General features: G+C 56.4%; 13 protein-coding genes. 7 read left to right on the forward strand and 6 right to left on the reverse strand.

Annotated elements, in window-relative coordinates; genetic code table 11:
• Nucleotides 1-88 precede the first annotated feature (88 nt).
• Nucleotides 89-571, forward strand: coding sequence for a YlaC family protein (locus tag ACXIZX_RS15820; protein ID WP_008103330.1), 483 nt, complete (start codon nucleotides 89-91; stop codon nucleotides 569-571).
• On the opposite strand, the gene ACXIZX_RS15825 is transcribed toward ACXIZX_RS15820, so the two are convergent.
• The 3 genes from ACXIZX_RS15825 to ACXIZX_RS15835 form a co-directional block, all read right to left on the reverse strand.
• A complete protein-coding gene (locus ACXIZX_RS15825; protein WP_179452135.1) occupies nucleotides 568-1980 on the reverse strand; it encodes an aminotransferase-like domain-containing protein in 1413 nt (470 codons plus the stop codon). The two genes, ACXIZX_RS15820 and ACXIZX_RS15825, sit on opposite strands and share 4 nt — an antisense overlap.
• Nucleotides 1981-2063: 83 nt before the next feature.
• Nucleotides 2064-4154 (reverse strand): putative bifunctional diguanylate cyclase/phosphodiesterase, encoded by a 2091-nt coding sequence (locus tag ACXIZX_RS15830; RefSeq protein WP_479404508.1) that lies wholly within the window; start codon nucleotides 4152-4154, stop codon nucleotides 2064-2066.
• A 156-nt stretch (nucleotides 4155-4310) separates the two neighbouring features.
• Nucleotides 4311-6413 carry a putative bifunctional diguanylate cyclase/phosphodiesterase gene (locus tag ACXIZX_RS15835; protein ID WP_479404509.1) on the reverse strand — a complete coding sequence of 701 codons (2103 nt, stop codon included), beginning with the start codon at nucleotides 6411-6413 and terminating at the stop codon, nucleotides 4311-4313.
• A 548-nt stretch (nucleotides 6414-6961) separates the two neighbouring features.
• On the opposite strand from ACXIZX_RS15835, the gene ACXIZX_RS15840 reads away from it, so the two are divergent.
• From ACXIZX_RS15840 to ACXIZX_RS15860, 5 genes are read left to right on the forward strand one after another with little or no spacing between them, the layout of a single operon-like run.
• The gene (locus ACXIZX_RS15840; protein ID WP_008103338.1) at nucleotides 6962-7531 is read left to right on the forward strand and encodes a spore coat protein U domain-containing protein; all 570 of its coding nucleotides are present in this window, start codon (nucleotides 6962-6964) and stop codon (nucleotides 7529-7531) included.
• 38 nt (nucleotides 7532-7569) lie between these two features.
• On the forward strand, nucleotides 7570-8064 hold the full coding sequence (locus ACXIZX_RS15845; RefSeq protein WP_154155515.1) for a Csu type fimbrial protein: 495 nt from the start codon (nucleotides 7570-7572) through the stop codon (nucleotides 8062-8064).
• A gap of 24 nt (nucleotides 8065-8088) precedes the next feature.
• Nucleotides 8089-8787, forward strand: a complete 699-nt coding sequence (locus ACXIZX_RS15850) for a fimbrial biogenesis chaperone (protein ID WP_179452132.1) — start codon at nucleotides 8089-8091, stop codon at nucleotides 8785-8787.
• The gene (locus tag ACXIZX_RS15855; RefSeq protein WP_479404886.1) at nucleotides 8787-11222 is read left to right on the forward strand and encodes a fimbria/pilus outer membrane usher protein; all 2436 of its coding nucleotides are present in this window, start codon (nucleotides 8787-8789) and stop codon (nucleotides 11220-11222) included. The genes ACXIZX_RS15850 and ACXIZX_RS15855 overlap by 1 nt, the downstream gene beginning before the upstream one ends.
• The gene (locus tag ACXIZX_RS15860) at nucleotides 11219-12184 is read left to right on the forward strand and encodes a Csu type fimbrial protein (RefSeq protein WP_479404510.1); all 966 of its coding nucleotides are present in this window, start codon (nucleotides 11219-11221) and stop codon (nucleotides 12182-12184) included. The genes ACXIZX_RS15855 and ACXIZX_RS15860 overlap by 4 nt, the downstream gene beginning before the upstream one ends.
• Before the next feature lie 33 nt (nucleotides 12185-12217).
• Here ACXIZX_RS15860 and tcuC read toward each other — a convergent pair whose 3' ends face one another.
• From tcuC to exbB, 3 genes are all read right to left on the reverse strand, one after another.
• Nucleotides 12218-13534, reverse strand: a complete 1317-nt coding sequence (gene tcuC / locus ACXIZX_RS15865) for an MFS transporter (protein ID WP_008103347.1) — start codon at nucleotides 13532-13534, stop codon at nucleotides 12218-12220.
• 176 nt (nucleotides 13535-13710) lie between these two features.
• Nucleotides 13711-14133: a TonB system transport protein ExbD gene (gene exbD, locus ACXIZX_RS15870; protein WP_008103349.1), complete on the reverse strand. Its 423-nt coding sequence runs from the start codon at nucleotides 14131-14133 to the stop codon at nucleotides 13711-13713.
• Nucleotides 14134-14138: 5 nt separating this feature from the next.
• The gene (gene exbB, locus ACXIZX_RS15875; RefSeq protein WP_071531643.1) at nucleotides 14139-14867 is read right to left on the reverse strand and encodes a tol-pal system-associated acyl-CoA thioesterase; all 729 of its coding nucleotides are present in this window, start codon (nucleotides 14865-14867) and stop codon (nucleotides 14139-14141) included.
• A 260-nt stretch (nucleotides 14868-15127) separates the two neighbouring features.
• On the opposite strand from exbB, the gene metC reads away from it, so the two are divergent.
• Nucleotides 15128-16318, forward strand: coding sequence for a cystathionine beta-lyase (metC, locus tag ACXIZX_RS15880; protein WP_061720573.1), 1191 nt, complete (start codon nucleotides 15128-15130; stop codon nucleotides 16316-16318).
• Nucleotides 16319-16362: the final 44 nt, after the last annotated feature.

Here is a 16362-nt window from a genome sequence, read left to right on the forward strand (position 1 = left end):
CTGTTATAAAAAATCACACCAAATCTGTCTCTAATTCGCTTCACTGTTATGTGCTTTACTGGCAGGCAGTGATAATTAGAGGTGAACAATGGACGCGATCAAACAAATTCTGCTCGACGAAATCGCCACGCTGAACCGCGAAGGACAGCGTGATAATTTGCCGCGCTTTAGCTTTTCCTTCCTCAAAACCCATCCGGGACTCTGGGCCATCATGTATCTGTGCTACGCGCTGTGCGTGGCGCTGATCTTCTCAACCGACATGCTCGGCTGGCCAGCCTTCTGGTTTGCCACGGCGTTTGTGGTGGTGATGAGCGTGCTGATGCTGATGGATATCAACCCGAAATACCGCTTCGAAGATATCGATACGCTGGATCTGCGCGTGTGCTACAACGGCGAGTGGTATTACGTGCAGCCGGTTTCGCAGCAGGCGCTGGACAAAATTCTCGATAATCCGCACACGCCGGATCGCGTGCGCAGCGGCATTGATCGTCTGATGAAGCAGAAAGGTGAAGTGGATTTCTACGACGTCTACTATCTCACCTGGGGCCACCAGCAGGCGGCCCACGTTTAGCCGTTTAGCCTGGCGATCAGTTTTCCCAACGTCTCAACCGCCGCTTCGGCGCGTGCATCCCACGGCCAGGCGGTGTTAAAGCGGAAACAGTGGCTGAAACCTTCGCTGCTGGAAAACAGCTGGCCTGGCGCGATGCTGATCCCCTGCTGCAACGCCAAATGATAGAGCTCTGTGGTGTTGATGTGCGCAGGCAGCGCAACCCAGAGAAAATAGCCGCCCGGCGTGTCGCTGATGCTGGCATCGGCAGGTAATACGCGGCGCAGCGCCTGTTGCGCCAGCTGCTTACGCTTTGCCAGCGTCTGACGCAGCTTCTTTAAATGGGTATCGTAGCTGCGCGTGCTGAGGAAATCGGCGAGCGCCAGCTGCATCGGCGCGCTGGTCGACAGCGTGCTCATCAGCTGAATACGCTGCACGCGCTGCGCGTGTCGTCCTGCTGCCACCCAACCGACGCGAAATCCCGCCACCAGATTCTTCGAAAAACTGCCGCAGTGCAGCACGTTGCCGTCGCGATCAAAGGCTTTGGCCGGCAGCGGCTTGTCAGTGCCTTCATACAGATCGCCATACACATCGTCTTCAATCATCGCTACGTTGTAGCGCGCCAGCAGTGCCACCAGCTGCTGCTTGCGCTCGGCGCTCAGGGTAAAGCCGAGCGGATTTTGTCGGTTGGTCATCAGCCAGCAGGCTTTCACCGGCCAGCGCTGTAGCGCCTGCTCCAGCTCCTGCAGATCCATGCCGTGCTCCACATCGCTGGCGATGGCAATCGCGTTCAGCTTAAGACGTTCAATCGCCTGCAGCGCGCCATAAAACGACGGGTTTTCGAGGATCACCCAATCGCCAGGTTCAGTGACCGCTTGCAGACTCAGATTGAGCGCTTCCATTGCACCGTTAGTGATGACGATGTCATCCGGCGACAGCGTAATGCCCTGCTGCGCATAGCGCTGAGCCAGAATTTTACGCAGCGCTTCATTACCTGGCGGCAGGTTGTTGAGTGCATCGGTGGGCTTCAGGTTGTGTGAGACTTTAACCAGCGAGCGCATCAGCTGGCGCTGCGGGAAGAGTTCAGGATCGGGAAAGGCGGAGCCAAACGGCATGATGGCGGGATTACGCGTGGCTTGCAGCACGTCAAACACGAAGCTGTTGGTATCCGCCTGATCGGTTTTGGCAATCTCCTGGGTTGGCAGCCGAGGACGACTTTCGGCGGCGCGCGGTGCCACGTAGTAACCAGATTGCGGCTTTGAGACGATCCAGCCCTGACTCTCCAGCACTTCATAGGCGTGCATTACCGTCATCAGGCTTAATCCGCTTTGCTCCGCCTGCTGGCGTAACGACGGCAGTTTTTCGCCCGGTGGCCAGATGCGGGCCTCGATTTGCGTGCGAAGCTGCTCCACCAACTGCTGATATTTCGCCACCCTAACTCCGATGTAGAGGATTTGGCGGCTAGTTTCCCTCACCCTAACCCTCTCCCGCAAGCGGGAGAGGGAATGAATCGGCGTTAAGGCATGCGCTCCAGCTCTAACACTTCTTCGTAGAAATTCGGTAGCTCAGCGATACGCTCCGGCGGGACTGGTTTACCCAGCAAATAACCCTGCAAGGTATCGCAGCCCAAGCCGGTGAGGAACGCCTGCTGATCCTGAGTTTCCACCCCTTCGGCCACCACTTTCAGGTGCAGCGACTGCGCCAGCGCAACAATAGCGGAAACGATGGTGGCATCTTCGGAGTGCGCCTGCAGTTCGTTAACAAAGGCGCGATCGATTTTCAGCTCGCTGGCCGGTAAACGCTTGAGATACAACAAGCTGGAGTAGCCGGTGCCGAAATCATCAATTGACGCCTTCACGCCCATGTTGGTGAGTTCGGTGAGGATACGCACGCTCTCTTCCGGATCGCGCATCGCCGTGGTTTCGGTCACTTCCAGCGTCAGCAGTTCAGCCGGAATCTGGTGCTGCGCCAGCGCCTCGGTGACGGTTTCGACCAGGTTATTCTGCTCAAACTGCAGCGCCGAGAGGTTAACCGCCACCGACCAGTGCGGATGGCCTTGCAGATGCCAGGAACGCAGCTGGCGACAGGCTTCGTTGATCACCCAGTTGCCGATGTTAATGATCATGCCGGTCTTTTCTGCCATCGGCAGGAAGGCGTCCGGTGCCAGCAAGCCGCGTGAAGGATGCTGCCAGCGCAACAGCGCTTCAAAGCCAAGGATCGGACCGCTCGGCGCGCAATATTTTGGCTGGTAGAACAGGCGTAACTCTTCGTTGTCCAGCGCTTGCCACAGATCGTTGTTCAGCTGCAACTGCGATTGCGCCAGCGTGTTCATCGATGGCTGGAAGAAGGTGTAGCCGTTGCGGCCGTTGTTTTTGGTGTGATACATAGCGGCATCGGCATTGAACATCAGCTCGCGCTCATCTTTGCCATCGCCAGGATAGACCGCAATACCAATACTCAGCGACACCACCAGCTCATAGCGCGAGATATCGAACGGACGATCCACCGCTTTCACCAGCGTATCGGCGACCGCTGCGGCATCGTTGGGTTCATCAATTTCCAGCAGCAGTACAAACTCGTCGCCGCCCATGCGCGCCAGCGTGTAGTGCCCTTTCATCTGTTCGGTCATGCGCTCGGTGACGCCGATCAGCAGATTGTCGCCAACGTGGTGACCAAAGGCGTCGTTGACTGCTTTGAAGCCGTCGAGATCCATAAACATCAGCGCAAACTGCGACTTCTCACGGTTGGCTTTATTGAGGGCTTGTTCGAGGCGATCTTCCAGCAAAATACGGTTGGGTAAGCGCGTCAGGTTATCGTGCAGCGCCAGCTGCGCCAGCTCGCGGTTGGCCTCGGCCAGCGAGTGGGCAAGAATTGAGGTGCGTGCCTGCAGACGCGCATCGAGCATAGATACCAGCAAGGTAATGCCGAGGATCGCCAGCGTTACCACTGTCACCACAATCGCCAGCCAGTTGCTGTTAACGCCCATTTGCGTCGCGTGGCTGTGCATCGGGAAGTTGGCCGCCGCCATGCCGGTGTAGTGCATACCCGCAATCGCGCAGCCCATCACCACCGAGGCGCCTAAACGCAACACGGTGACACGGCCGTGGCCTTCGCGCAGGTTAAACGCCAGCCAGAGCGCGGCGCCCGACGCCACCAGCGCAATCGCTACCGATGCCGCCACCCAACCCCAATTCCACGTAATGCCAGGCGCAAACATCAGCGCCGCCATGCCGGTGTAATGCATCGCCACCACGCCGGAACCCAGCACTAAGGCGCCACCGCACAGTCGCGGCCACGGCAAGGTCGGCGTTGAACACACTAACCACAGCGCAAATACCGACGCCAGCACCGCCACCACCATGGAGGTGACGGTAAGTGCGGGATCGTAGCTCATCACCATATCGACGCTCATCGACAGCATGCCGATGAAGTGCATCGCCCAGATGCCGACGCCCATAGCGAATCCACCGCCAAATAACCAAACCAGCGCCACCTTGCCAGTTGAGGAAGCCACGCGTCCTGCCATATCTAGTGCAGTAAACGAGGCCAGCATTGCCACCAGGATCGAGACGATGACGGTAAACGAGTCGTACGAAGTCACTAACATAGTGATTTCCCAAGTAAAAGCCGGTTTGAGTCAGCTGTGGTGTTGTTGTTAAAAGTGAGATCTATTGGTTTTATTGTAGGAATTATCGGCAGCGTAACTGCCGATCTGAGTTTTTGAACGATGAAACCTTCCGATGCGGAAGAAAATAAAAATTGTTTATTGCGCGCCAGCCAGCGGCACCACGTTATCGCTAAACGCCAGCGGCACGGTAAGCGCAGCGGTAAATTCACCGATGCGGTCGGCTGGCGTGGGCTTGCCGAGCAGATAACCTTGCAGCGTGTCGAAGCCTAAACCCGTGAGCAAACGCTGCTGCTCTTCGGTCTCGACGCCTTCCGCCACCATGCGCAGGTTGAGCGTTTGCGCCAGCGTTAACATCGCGGTCACCACCGTGGCGTCTTCACTGCCGGCGCGCAAACTGTTGATAAAGGCGCGGTCGATTTTTAGCTCGCTGGCTTCAAGATGTTTCAAATGCAGCAGGTTGGCGTAGCCGATGCCGAAGTTATCAATCGCCACTTTCACCCCAAGACGATGCAGCTCGGCAATGCGCTGCTGGCTGAACTGCGGATCGCGCATCGCGATGTTCTCGGTAATTTCCAGCATCAACGCCCCTTCCGGGATCTGATGGTGGTGCAACGCCTGACGCAGGCTCTCAATCAAATCGCGCTGCTGGAATTGCAGAGCTGAGAGATTGACCGACACCGTCCAGTCGCCGTTACCTTCATCGTGCCACTGCCTGAGCTGGCGGCAGGCTTCGTTGATTACCCAGTTACCCAACGCGACAATTTGCCCGGTTTTCTCGGCGCGCGCCAGGAACATATCCGGCATCAGCAGCCCGCGACGCGGGTGCTGCCAGCGCAGCAACGCCTCAAAGCCGATTAATACCGTGCCGCCCGCGCGGAATTTTGGCTGATAGAACAGGCGCATCTCCTGATATTCCAGCGCGTTCCACAGATCGTTGGCCAGCGCCAACTGATGCTGCGCCACCGCGCTCATCGCCGGTTCAAACAGGCACCAGCCGTTACGCCCGCTGTGTTTGGTGTGATACATGGCGGAATCGGCGTTGAACATCAATTCCTGCTGGCTGCGGCCGTGCAGCGGGAAGATAACAATGCCAACGCTCAAGGAGACGCGCAGCGAATAGCGATCGAGATCGAAAGGCGCATCAATTACCTGTACCAGCCGCTGTGCCAGTTTGGTGGCCTGATGAAGATGGAATTGCGGACACAGCAGCACGAATTCATCGCCGCCCAGACGCGCCAGCAGAATCTCTTCACTCAGTTCATCCCGCAAACGATCGGCTACGGCAATCAATAAGCGATCGCCGACGTGATGGCCCCAGGTATCGTTAATGGCTTTGAAACCATCGAGATCCATGAACATCAGCGCAAAATTCTCATCCTGCAACGTCGCCTGTTTGATCTCCGTGGTGAGTTGCTGCTCCAGCATCACGCGATTCGGCAGCGCGGTGAGGTTGTCATGCATCGCCAGCTGGCGCAGCTCGCTGTTAGCGCGCTTGAGTTTGGCGGCGAGGCGCGCGGCGCGTAGCTGCGCATCCAGCATCGAAATCAGCAACATCAGCCCGAGAATACTCAGCGTGATAATCGTGACCCACACCGCCAGTCCCTCTTCACTGGCACCGTGATTTTGCATGCTCACCGGCATAACAAACTCTGCTGCCGCCATGCCGGTGTAGTGCATCCCGGCAATCGCAATCCCCATCACCAACGCTGCGCAGGCGCGCAGTAACAACAGGCTTTCACCCTGACGCAGATGAAACGCCAACCATAACGCCGCGCCCGATGCGGCATAGGCAATCAGCACCGAGAGCGCCACCAGCGGCAGATTCCAGTTAATGGGGGTTTCAATCATCAGCGCGTTCATGCCGAGGTAATGCATGACAATGATGCCGCTGCCCATGATCAGGGTGCCGCGCACCAGGCGTCGGCGGGTGAGATGACTGCCCTGCACGCCCTGGGCAAAGGCGAAGATGGCGGTGATAATCGCCACCAGTAATGAGATGGCGGTGAGCTCGACGTCGTAGCGCATGGTCATCGGCATCATCATCGCCAGCATGCCAATAAAGTGCATCGCCCACACGCCGATGCCCATCGCGGTGCCACCGCCGATCAACCACAGTTTTGCCAGACAGCCGTGTGAAACGGCTACGCGCCCGGCGGTATCTAAGGCGGTAAACGCGGCAATGAAGGCCACGATCAGTGAAACGGTAACCAGAACGCTATCCCAGGTAACCAGCAGCATGTGCGCTCCTAAATTCCACCCGCTTCGGAGCAGGTGCGGTGTCGTCAAATTAGAACAAGGATGATAAAGCGCCGATCAAGGGCGATTAATGACCGCCTGCGGCGAAACTCAACAAAAAGTCGATCCAGACAAATCTGGAGTCGTCGTGCGGATTTTTTTTATTTTCATCGTCAGTCGTTAAGCGAAAAATTAATAATATCTGATTAATGCACGAACATAACATTGAACCGAAGCGCGCGGTAGAGGGAGGAATCATCGGCTGTTTAGTTTTTTTAACCGCTCGCTACCCCTTGTGATTACTGAGTTATCGGCGAAAAGTGTGAATTGATTAGGGAAAAATTGAACCATCGGCGTACAAGGGCCGATTTGCTGATCTATAGTAAAGAAAACTGATATAAATCATTAATCCACCATCTAGGATTTTTCTTAGATGGCAGGCGCTTACGCTGTCGAGCCGATTGCGGCTCTTGTTTGATTTCGGATGTATTTCCATAAATGTATGACCAGGTGAAAAAGCACTGACCTTGGATAATCAGTAAGGAATGATTATGAAACTCAAGCTTTTTCTTGTGGCTACTAGCCTAAGCGCCGCGCTAGCCCCTACTGCTGTTTTTGCCGCCACCACAACGGGAACCATCAATGCAACGTTGACGCTGACCACCGGTTGTTTAGTGAACGGTCAATCGGCAACAACAGGGGTGAACTTCGGTACCCTGAACTTTGGTAGCAGCGCAGCCACCTTTGATACGCTCAACGCCACGCTGGTCGGCGCCTCGGGTAACGGCATCTTTGTCCGCTGCACCACCGGACAAACCTTTAACGTGCAGGTCACCAGCAGTAATGCCGCTCCGGCGACCATTTACGGCACGGTGAGCGGCCAGCCGCGCTACCTGATCCTCGGCTCCAACAATACGCAGGGCATTGCCTATACGCTGTATAGCGACGCCGCCTTTACCACTGCTATCGCCAACAACACCAATATTGCCGCCAGTGGCACCACGGATCCGACGCTCGGTACCAACTACGCCATTTATGGTCGCGTGGTGGGCGGCGGCTTTAACCCGCTGATCCCTGCAGGGACTTACACTGACACCATTAACGTGGCGGTGAATTACTGAGGGAAAGGATAATCAGGGTGGCCGTGGTGCAGCGGTTGATGCACAGTGCAGGCGGCCTTGCCCTGCTGATAGGGAGCGTCTCCGCCTGGGGGTTGCCCACTGCAACGTTTCAGGTTTCAGCATCAGTAGTGGCAGGCTGTGTTGTCTCCGGTACCAATACCGGGGTCTTTGGCACGCTTGATTTTGGAACACAGTCTGGCGTGGCTTCCAACAGCGTCAGCGCTAGCTATGTGCAAAGTACCACTATCACTCTCGCCTGCACGCCAGGCACCGCCGTGAGCATGAGCATTAACGGTGGCAACAATTACACCTCCACGCGCAACCTCAAAAATACCAGTAGCACCAATACCGTGGCTTACAGCCTCTTTACGAATGCCGCACATACCGTGGCAATCCCCGTGAGTAGCGCTGTGGCGTTGAGCTACAGCAATGCCAATAACATCACTTTGCCGATTTACGGCTTATTAACGCTGCCCGGCCCCACGCGCGCCGGGACTTATACCGACACCTTAACCGTCACGCTGAGTTGGTGACGGCGTCAATAAGAAGGATGAATGATGATGAACCTGCGCGCCCTGATTCTGTTGTTATGCGTGGCACTAACGCCTGCGGTACACGCCGCCAATTCACTGATGGTGTGGCCGATCGATCCGGCAATCGATCCGCAAGATAAAGCCAGCGAGCTGTGGCTGGAAAACCGTGGCAATGCCACCACCATGATGCAGGTGCGTATCTTCAGCTGGCAGCAGGTCAACGGTCAGGAGCAGTATCAAACCCAGCAGCAAGTGGTGGCGAGCCCGCCGATGGTGCGGCTGGAGCCAGGGCAAAAGCAGCTGGTGCGTTTAATCAAGCAAACGCCGCCCGAAGCCGGACGTGAAATGTCCTATCGCGTGGTGCTGGATGAGATCCCCACGCCGCGCACGCCGGGCGAGAATCAGGCTGGACTCACGTTCCAGATGCGCTACTCAGTACCGCTGTTCATTTATGGCGACGGCGTCACGCGTGATACGGCGAAACCGCAGCTGAGCTGGCAGGAAGTGAACAGCGGCGGCAAGCGCTGGCTGGAGCTGACCAATCACGGTAATGGTCATGCACGGTTAAGCAATGTCACCATTGGCGGACGCAAAATGGGCAACGGCTTGTTTGGCTATGTGCTGGCCAACAGCAGCAATCGCTGGCCGTTAACCAGCAGCGTGAGCGGTGAACTGTCGGCCGAAATGAATAAAGGCCACTGGAGCAGCGCTGCCGCGCGTTGATGAAGTTAACGCCGCATCCCTGCGCGCTGGCCGTTGCCAGCGTGCTCTGTATCAGTCCGATGAGTAGCAGTGCGGAAACTTTCTCCGAACTGCCACCGCCGCCTGCGTTGGAGAATAACGCCAGCGGTCAGCAATACATGCTGGAGCTGGTGGTGAATCAAGGCGAACGCGGCGACATCGTGCCGGTTGAACGCAAGAACGGTGATTTCTGGCTGCGACGCGGCGATTTGCAACGCGCCGGTATTCCGGCCGAGAAACTGCAGGGGCAGCAGATCGATATCAATCAACTGAGCGGAGCGAAAGTGGAGTATGACGAACGACGCCAGCGCCTGTTATTGACGGTGCCGCCCGCCTGGCTGCCGGGTCAAACCATTGGCCAACTGCAGAATGCACCGCGATTTCCCGGCCGCGCCAGCAACGGCGCCCTGCTCAATTATGACTTCTACGCCACGCGCACCGATAACGCCGGTTCGCGCCTCTCAAGCTGGAACGAATTGCGCTTCTTTGGCCCGGTTGGGCAGTTTTCTACCAACGGTGTTTACGTGCAGCAACTCGAAGGTGGCGTTGCCGGTCAGCAGGAAGGCTACATCCGCTACGACACCTGGTTCAGTAATGAAAACGAGAATGCGGCGATCAGCTGGCGCGCCGGCGATTTGGTTACTGATGCGTTGAGCTGGAGCAACAGCGTGCGGCTGGGAGGCGTGCAGATTGGCCGCGACTTCAGCGTGCGTCCGGATCTGGTGACCTATCCGCTGCCGGCGTTTTCCGGCCAGGCGGCGGTGCCCTCTTCGGTCGATCTGTTCATTAATGGTTACCGCAGCACGCAGGCCGATGTGCAGCCGGGTCCGTGGTCGCTCACTAATGTACCTTTCGTTAACGGTGCAGGCGATGCGGTGATCACCACCACCGATGCAGTAGGCAGACAAGTCACCACCACGCTGCCGTTTTACGTCTCAAGCAGTTTGCTGAAAACCGGGTTATCCGATTACTCCTTTTCCGCCGGTGCCATTCGCGAAAACTACGGCATAAACAATTTTGATTATGGAGCGGCGGCGGTCAGCGGTTCGTATCGCTACGGTATCAACGATTGGCTGACGCTGGAGAGTCACGCAGAAGGCAGCGACAGCGTGGCGATGGGCGGTGCAGGTGGCCTGGTGAAGCTCGGCAGTTTTGGCGTGGTGAATGGTGCGCTGGCACAAAGCCAGATGGACGGCAATCCTGGTACGCAATACAGCTGGGGCTATCAGTACAACAACAGCTGGTTCAGCCTCGGAACTCAGCACATCATTCGCAGTGCCGATTTCGGCAACCTCGCGCTGGTTGGCAGTCGCGGTGACAGCGCGAACACCAGCTATTCGCTGGCACGACGCAGCGCGCAGTACACTGCCAGCGTGTCGCTGAATGATTACGGCAGCCTGGGATTGGCCTATTTTGATATCTCCGGCGGCAACGGTGACCGCACACGATTACTGAATCTGTCGTGGAGTAAAAATCTATGGGGTAACAGCAGTTTGTACATCTCCGCCAGCCGCGATCAGGAGCAGGGCAACTGGAGCGGCGCGATTTCGCTGGTCATCCCATTCGGCGAGCAGAGCAGCGCCTCGGTCAGCACCGAACGCGATCAGGAGGGCAATAACAGCCAGCGTCTGTATGTATCGCGCGCCATGCCAACCGATGGTGGCTTCTCCTACGATGCTGCATGGGCCAATCAGGGCAGCGACAGCGGCGATTATCGCCAGGCCAGTCTGCGTTATCGCAACAACAAAATTGATACTTCAGCCGGTTTCTACGGCGATAACGACAACACCACGCAATGGGCCGATTTCACCGGCTCTGTGGTGCTGATGGATAACCGCGTGTTCGCTGCCAACGATATCAACGATGCCTTTGTGGTGGTGAAAACCGATTATCCCGACGTGACGGTGCGTTATGAAAACCAGACCATGGGTCGCACTGACAAACAAGGCTATCTGCTGGTGCCCTCAATCAGCAGCTATTACGGCGCGAAGTACGATATCGATACGCTGGATCTGCCTGCCGATCGCACCGCGCCGAAGGTTGAACAGCGCTTTGCGGTGAAGCGAAAGAGCGGTTATCTGCTCAACTTCCCGGTCGAGCGCCTACGCGCCGCCAGCGTAGTACTGCATGACAGCAATCATCAGCCGCTGCCGATTTCCAGCCAGGTGCTACGTCCGAATCAGGCCACCGAATATGTCGGCTGGGACGGCATTGTGTGGATGGAAGATCTCGCTGCCAGTAACCCGATTCACGTGGTGACGCCAGATGGACGCAGTTGCGATACGCAACTGGACATCACCGACGGCCAACCAAAAGCGCTGGAAACCTACGGCCCGCTTACCTGCCCGCTGCCACCGCCGCCGCAAGGCTCAGCGGTGAGCAGCGCGGATAATTCACAGTCAGGGATTTCACCATGAGAAAGCTTCTGATCCTGCTGGCGCTATTTATATTGCCAGGTACCAGCTATGCGCTTTGTACCTTATCGGCGCCTACTGCGACCTTTGGCTCGGTCACCACATTTTCAGTGGCTTCGACGGTGAATAACACCTCCAGCACCACCAACGTGAATTGCGGCTCAGGTACGCTTTCGCTGTTGGGCTCCGATAACATCACCTATGCCTTTACCACCGCCTCTAACCTCAGCGGCACACGCGCCGTGTTGAAAACCGCTAGCGGCGGCACCGATAACATTCCGATACAGCTGTGTATCGACAGCACTTGTGCCACCGAATTACAGCAGGGCGGCAGCTATCGCTGGAGTTCCGCATCACTGCTGGCGTTGGGTAACACCCTCAACTTCAACATTCCGCTCTACTTCCGCACCCTTACCGGGCAGGTGATCGCCGCCGGCACCTATACCACCACCATCACGCTGACCGTCAGTTATACGGTTTGTGCCGGGTTGAATGTGGCAGGACTGTGCGTGGGAACGGTGCAGTCCAGCACCGGTACGGCGATGCCGATTACCGTGAATCTGCTGGTTACCAACGATTGCACCACCATCACTGCGCCGAACGTCAGTTTTGGCAGTGCGCCTTTAGTGGGCAGTTTCTCAACCGTACAGCAGACGATTAACGTGGTGTGTTCGAAGGGCAGCACTTATACCGTGGGCCTGAGCAACGGCAGTTACTACAGCGGCACCACGCGGCAGATGGCGAGCGGAACCAACCGGCTGGCGTATGACATCTACAAAGGCACCACCACCACCTCGCGCTGGGGACCGACCGGCACCGATCGCTGGAGCAGCAGCACCTCGACATCGTTGAATGCGGATACCGTGACGCGCAACTTTACCTATACGGCGCAGATTTTGACGACGCAGAATACGCCAGCGGCGGGGAATTACACCGATAGCGTGGTGGTGGATGTGTCGTTTTGAGAGAGGAGGTCGCCATGAATGGCGACCCTACGGTTATGCGCTGACAGGTGCTGCGTTATGTCGTGACTGATATTGCTTCACCATGCGGCCAATCAGCAGCGTACCGACCAGCCCGCACACCGCCGCAAATGACAGCCACACGCCTGGCATCGCTTTATCACCGGTGGCATGAATCAAATAGCTCGACACCGCTGGCGTAAAGCCGCCAAACAGCGCGGTTGCCAGGCTGTAGGCGAGTGAGAAGCCCGATGCACGCACTTCTGCTGGCATGATCTCAGCCAGATAAACCACCATCGCGCCGTTGTAGCTGGCATACAGGAACGACAGCCAAAGCTCGGCTTCAACCAGACGGGCAAAGGTCGGCGCTCCCACCAGCCAATGCAGCACCGGCCAAGTGGTTAGTATCATCAAGATGGTGCAGACAATCAGCAGCGGACGGCGGCCAACGCGGTCCGACAAAGAACCCATCACCGGCAGCCAGAACAGGTTGGAGATGCCGACAAACAGCGTCACCAGGAAGCTCTCCTTGTCGCTCATCATCAGCACGGTTTTGCCGAATGTCGGGGTAAACGCGGTGATCATGTAGAACATCACGGTGGTGGTGACCACCATCAACATCCCCGCCAGCACCAGCGCCCAATTCTGCCCGACCGAACGCATTATCTGGCTCATGGAAGGATGATGTTTGCGCTGGCTGAAGGCTTCCGTCTCTTCCAGCATGCGGCGAATGTAGAACAGGAACGGCACGATCATACATCCCACCACAAACGGAATACGCCAGCCCCATTCGGTGACGGCGTCTTTCGCCAACAGATGATTCAGACCCAAACCGAGCAGCGCGGCGAAGATTACCGCCACCTGCTGGCTGCCCGATTGCCAGCTGACATAAAAGCCTTTGCGCCCTTTCGGCGCCACTTCTGCCAGATAAACCGACACGCCGCCCAGCTCGACGCCCGCCGAAAAGCCCTGCAATAAGCGACCGAGCAGAATTAGAATCGGCGCGGCGGCACCCAAGGTGGCGTATCCGGGCACCAGCGCAATGGTTAAGGTACCAATCGCCATCAGACCAAGCGTTAACAGCAAGCCTTTACGACGGCCATGATGATCGATGTAAGCGCCGAGAATAATCGCGCCGAGCGGGCGCATCAGGAAGCCTGCGCCGAAGGTCATCAGCGTGAGCATGAGAGAGGCAAAGGGATCATCGCCGGGGAAAAAGGTTTTGGCTATCGCGGTAGCGTAATAGCCAAATACCATGAAATCGTACATCTCAAGGAAGTTACCGCTGGTAACGCTAAAGATGGTTTTGGCGCCGCCTTGCGACGACTTTTGTAAAGAGTGACTCGAGCTCATATTGTCCTTCCTGGTTTTTCTTCCGTTTTAACGTGCCGGGCCAGGAATAAACGTGATCTTCTTCACCATTGCAGTTTACAAAAATAAGACCAATCGTAACAATAAATTAACAAACTGAGCGTCAGATATAAAAAAAGGTCGCCATGAATGGCGACCCTACGATGAGCTGAGAAACGTTACTTTTTGACCGTTTCCATACCCATCAAGCCAATCTTCAGATAGCCAGCTTCACGCAGCTGATCCATCACTTCCATCAGGGTGGCGTAATCAACCGATTTGTCCGCCTGGAAGAAGATGGTGGTGTCTTTCTTGCCTTCGGTTTGTGCCGTCAGCGCATTCACCAGCGTCTCTTTGGTAACCGCATCGTTGCCGATGAAGATCTGCTTATCTTCCTTGATAGAAAGATAAACCGGTTTTTCCGGACGCGGCTGCGGTGCGCTGGTCGATGCTGGCAGGTTAACGCGCACATCGACGGTGGCTAATGGCGCGGCGACCATAAAGATGATCAGCAGAACTAACATGACGTCGATAAACGGCGTCACGTTGATTTCGTGCATTTCGCCATCGCCGACCGAGTCATCGTTTAAACGCATCGCCATAATACTTATCCTACGCGCAGTTTCTGTGCCGCCGCTGGACGGTTGGCTTCTTTCGCGGTATCGACGTTGCCGAGGTCAAGGTCGCGGCTCTGCAGCAGCATGACCTGCGCGGCGACATCGCCCAGCGACGCTTTGTAGCTGGCAATCATGCGCGCGAAGACGTTGTAGATAACCACGGCAGGAATTGCCGCAACCAGACCAATCGCGGTGGCCAGCAGCGCTTCAGCGATGCCCGGCGCGACGACTGCGAGGTTGGTGGTTTGCGTTTTGGCAATACCGATGAAGCTGTTCATGATGCCCCAAACGGTACCAAACAGACCGATAAACGGCGCAACGGAACCGATGGTAGCGAGGAAGCCATTACCGCGACCGGCATGACGGCTGAATGCGGCCACGCGGCGATCGAGACGGAAGCTGGTACGCTCTTTAATGCCATCCAGATCTTCGGTGCCAGCAGACAGCTCCAGCTCATTCTGCGCATCGTTAAGCAGCACAGCGCTGTGGCTGTTGGCTTTGAAGGTTTCAGCAGCACGGTAAGCATCGTTTAACGAGCGGGCTTCGCCCAGCGCTTGCTGCTCGCGTTTCAGGCGACGCTTCGCCCCGCTCAGCTCAGCAAACTTACCGAAGAAAATTGCCCAGGTGACAACGGAAGCCAGTAACAGGCCAATCATCACAATCTTTACAACGATATCGGCATGCTGATACATGCCCCAAACGGAGAGATCCGTTTGCATCAAATCACTGGCTACCACGCTGCATCTCCAACTTCTGTTGCACAGTTCACGATTGAAGCGCGGATCATAGCAAAAAAAACGCCCGAAGTGATAGTGGTTCTCATTACTATTTACAAAGCAAAGAGGCCAGCAATTTCCACAATTTAGCTGATGTTATGCGCAATACTGGCCTCACTCTGATAATCCACAATCAGGCTCAACCCACTACGCTGATTCGTGGTAACGTGGATGTTTTGTGGGAAATGTCAGGAAAAGCAGTGATGGCAACGAAGAAAATAGACACCACGCTTGTCAGCGCGGGACGCAGTAAACGTTACACTCAAGGCTCAGTTAACAGCGTAATTCAACGCGCTTCATCCCTGGTTTTTGACACGGTCGCCGACAAGAAACGTGCTACCGCCGGTCGCGCTTCAGGCGAGCTGTTTTATGGTCGTCGCGGCACCCTCACCCATTTCTCGCTGCAAGACGCCATGACCGAGCTGGAAGGCGGCGCAGGTTGCGCGCTCTATCCATGCGGTGCGGCGGCGGTCTCCAATGCCATTTTGTCCTTTGTCGAAGCCGGCGACCATATTCTGGTCAGCGGCGCGGTCTATGAACCGACGCAGGATTTCTGCTCGAAAATTCTCAGTAAGCTGAACGTCACCACCACCTATTTCGACCACTGCATCGGCAGCGAAATTGGCGAACTGGTGCAGCCGAATACGCGCGTGGTGTTCCTGGAATCACCGGCGTCAATCACCATGGAAGTGCAGGATATTCCGGCGATTGTTGCCGCCGTGCGCGCCAAAGCGCCGGATGCGATCATCATGATCGATAATACCTGGGCGGCGGGCGTGCTGTTTAACGCGCTGGAGCATGGCATCGATATTTCGATTCAGGCCGGCACCAAATACATCATTGGTCACAGCGATGCGATGATTGGCACTGCGGTAGCCAATGAACGTTGCTGGCCACAGCTGCGCGAGAACTCCTATCTGATGGGCCAGATGGTCGATGCCGATACCGCCTATATGGCGAGCCGCGGCATTCGTACGCTGGGCACGCGTTTGCGTCAGCACGAAGAGAGCGGATTGCAGGTGGCCGAATGGCTGGCAACGCAGCCGGAAGTGGCGCGCGTGAATCATCCGGCGCTGGCGCAGTGTAAAGGCCATGAATTCTGGCAGCGTGATTTCAGCGGCAGCAGCGGTTTGTTCTCTTTCATCCTGCATGAAAAACTGAGTCGTGAGCAGCTGGCAAATTACCTCGATCACTTCCACCATTTCAGCATGGCGTATTCGTGGGGCGGCTATGAATCACTGATTCTGGCAAATCAGCCTGAAGAGCTGGCGGCGATTCGTCCGGCGGGCGGCGTGGATTTTGACGGCACTTTGGTGCGTCTGCATATCGGCCTCGAACATGTCGATGACTTGCTGGATGACCTTAAAGCCGGTTTTGCACGTTTAAGAAGTTAAACAGAAGATAAACCATGCTGTGGCGGCGATGAGAGATCAACGTA

Source organism: Candidatus Pantoea symbiotica, from assembly GCF_056491525.1.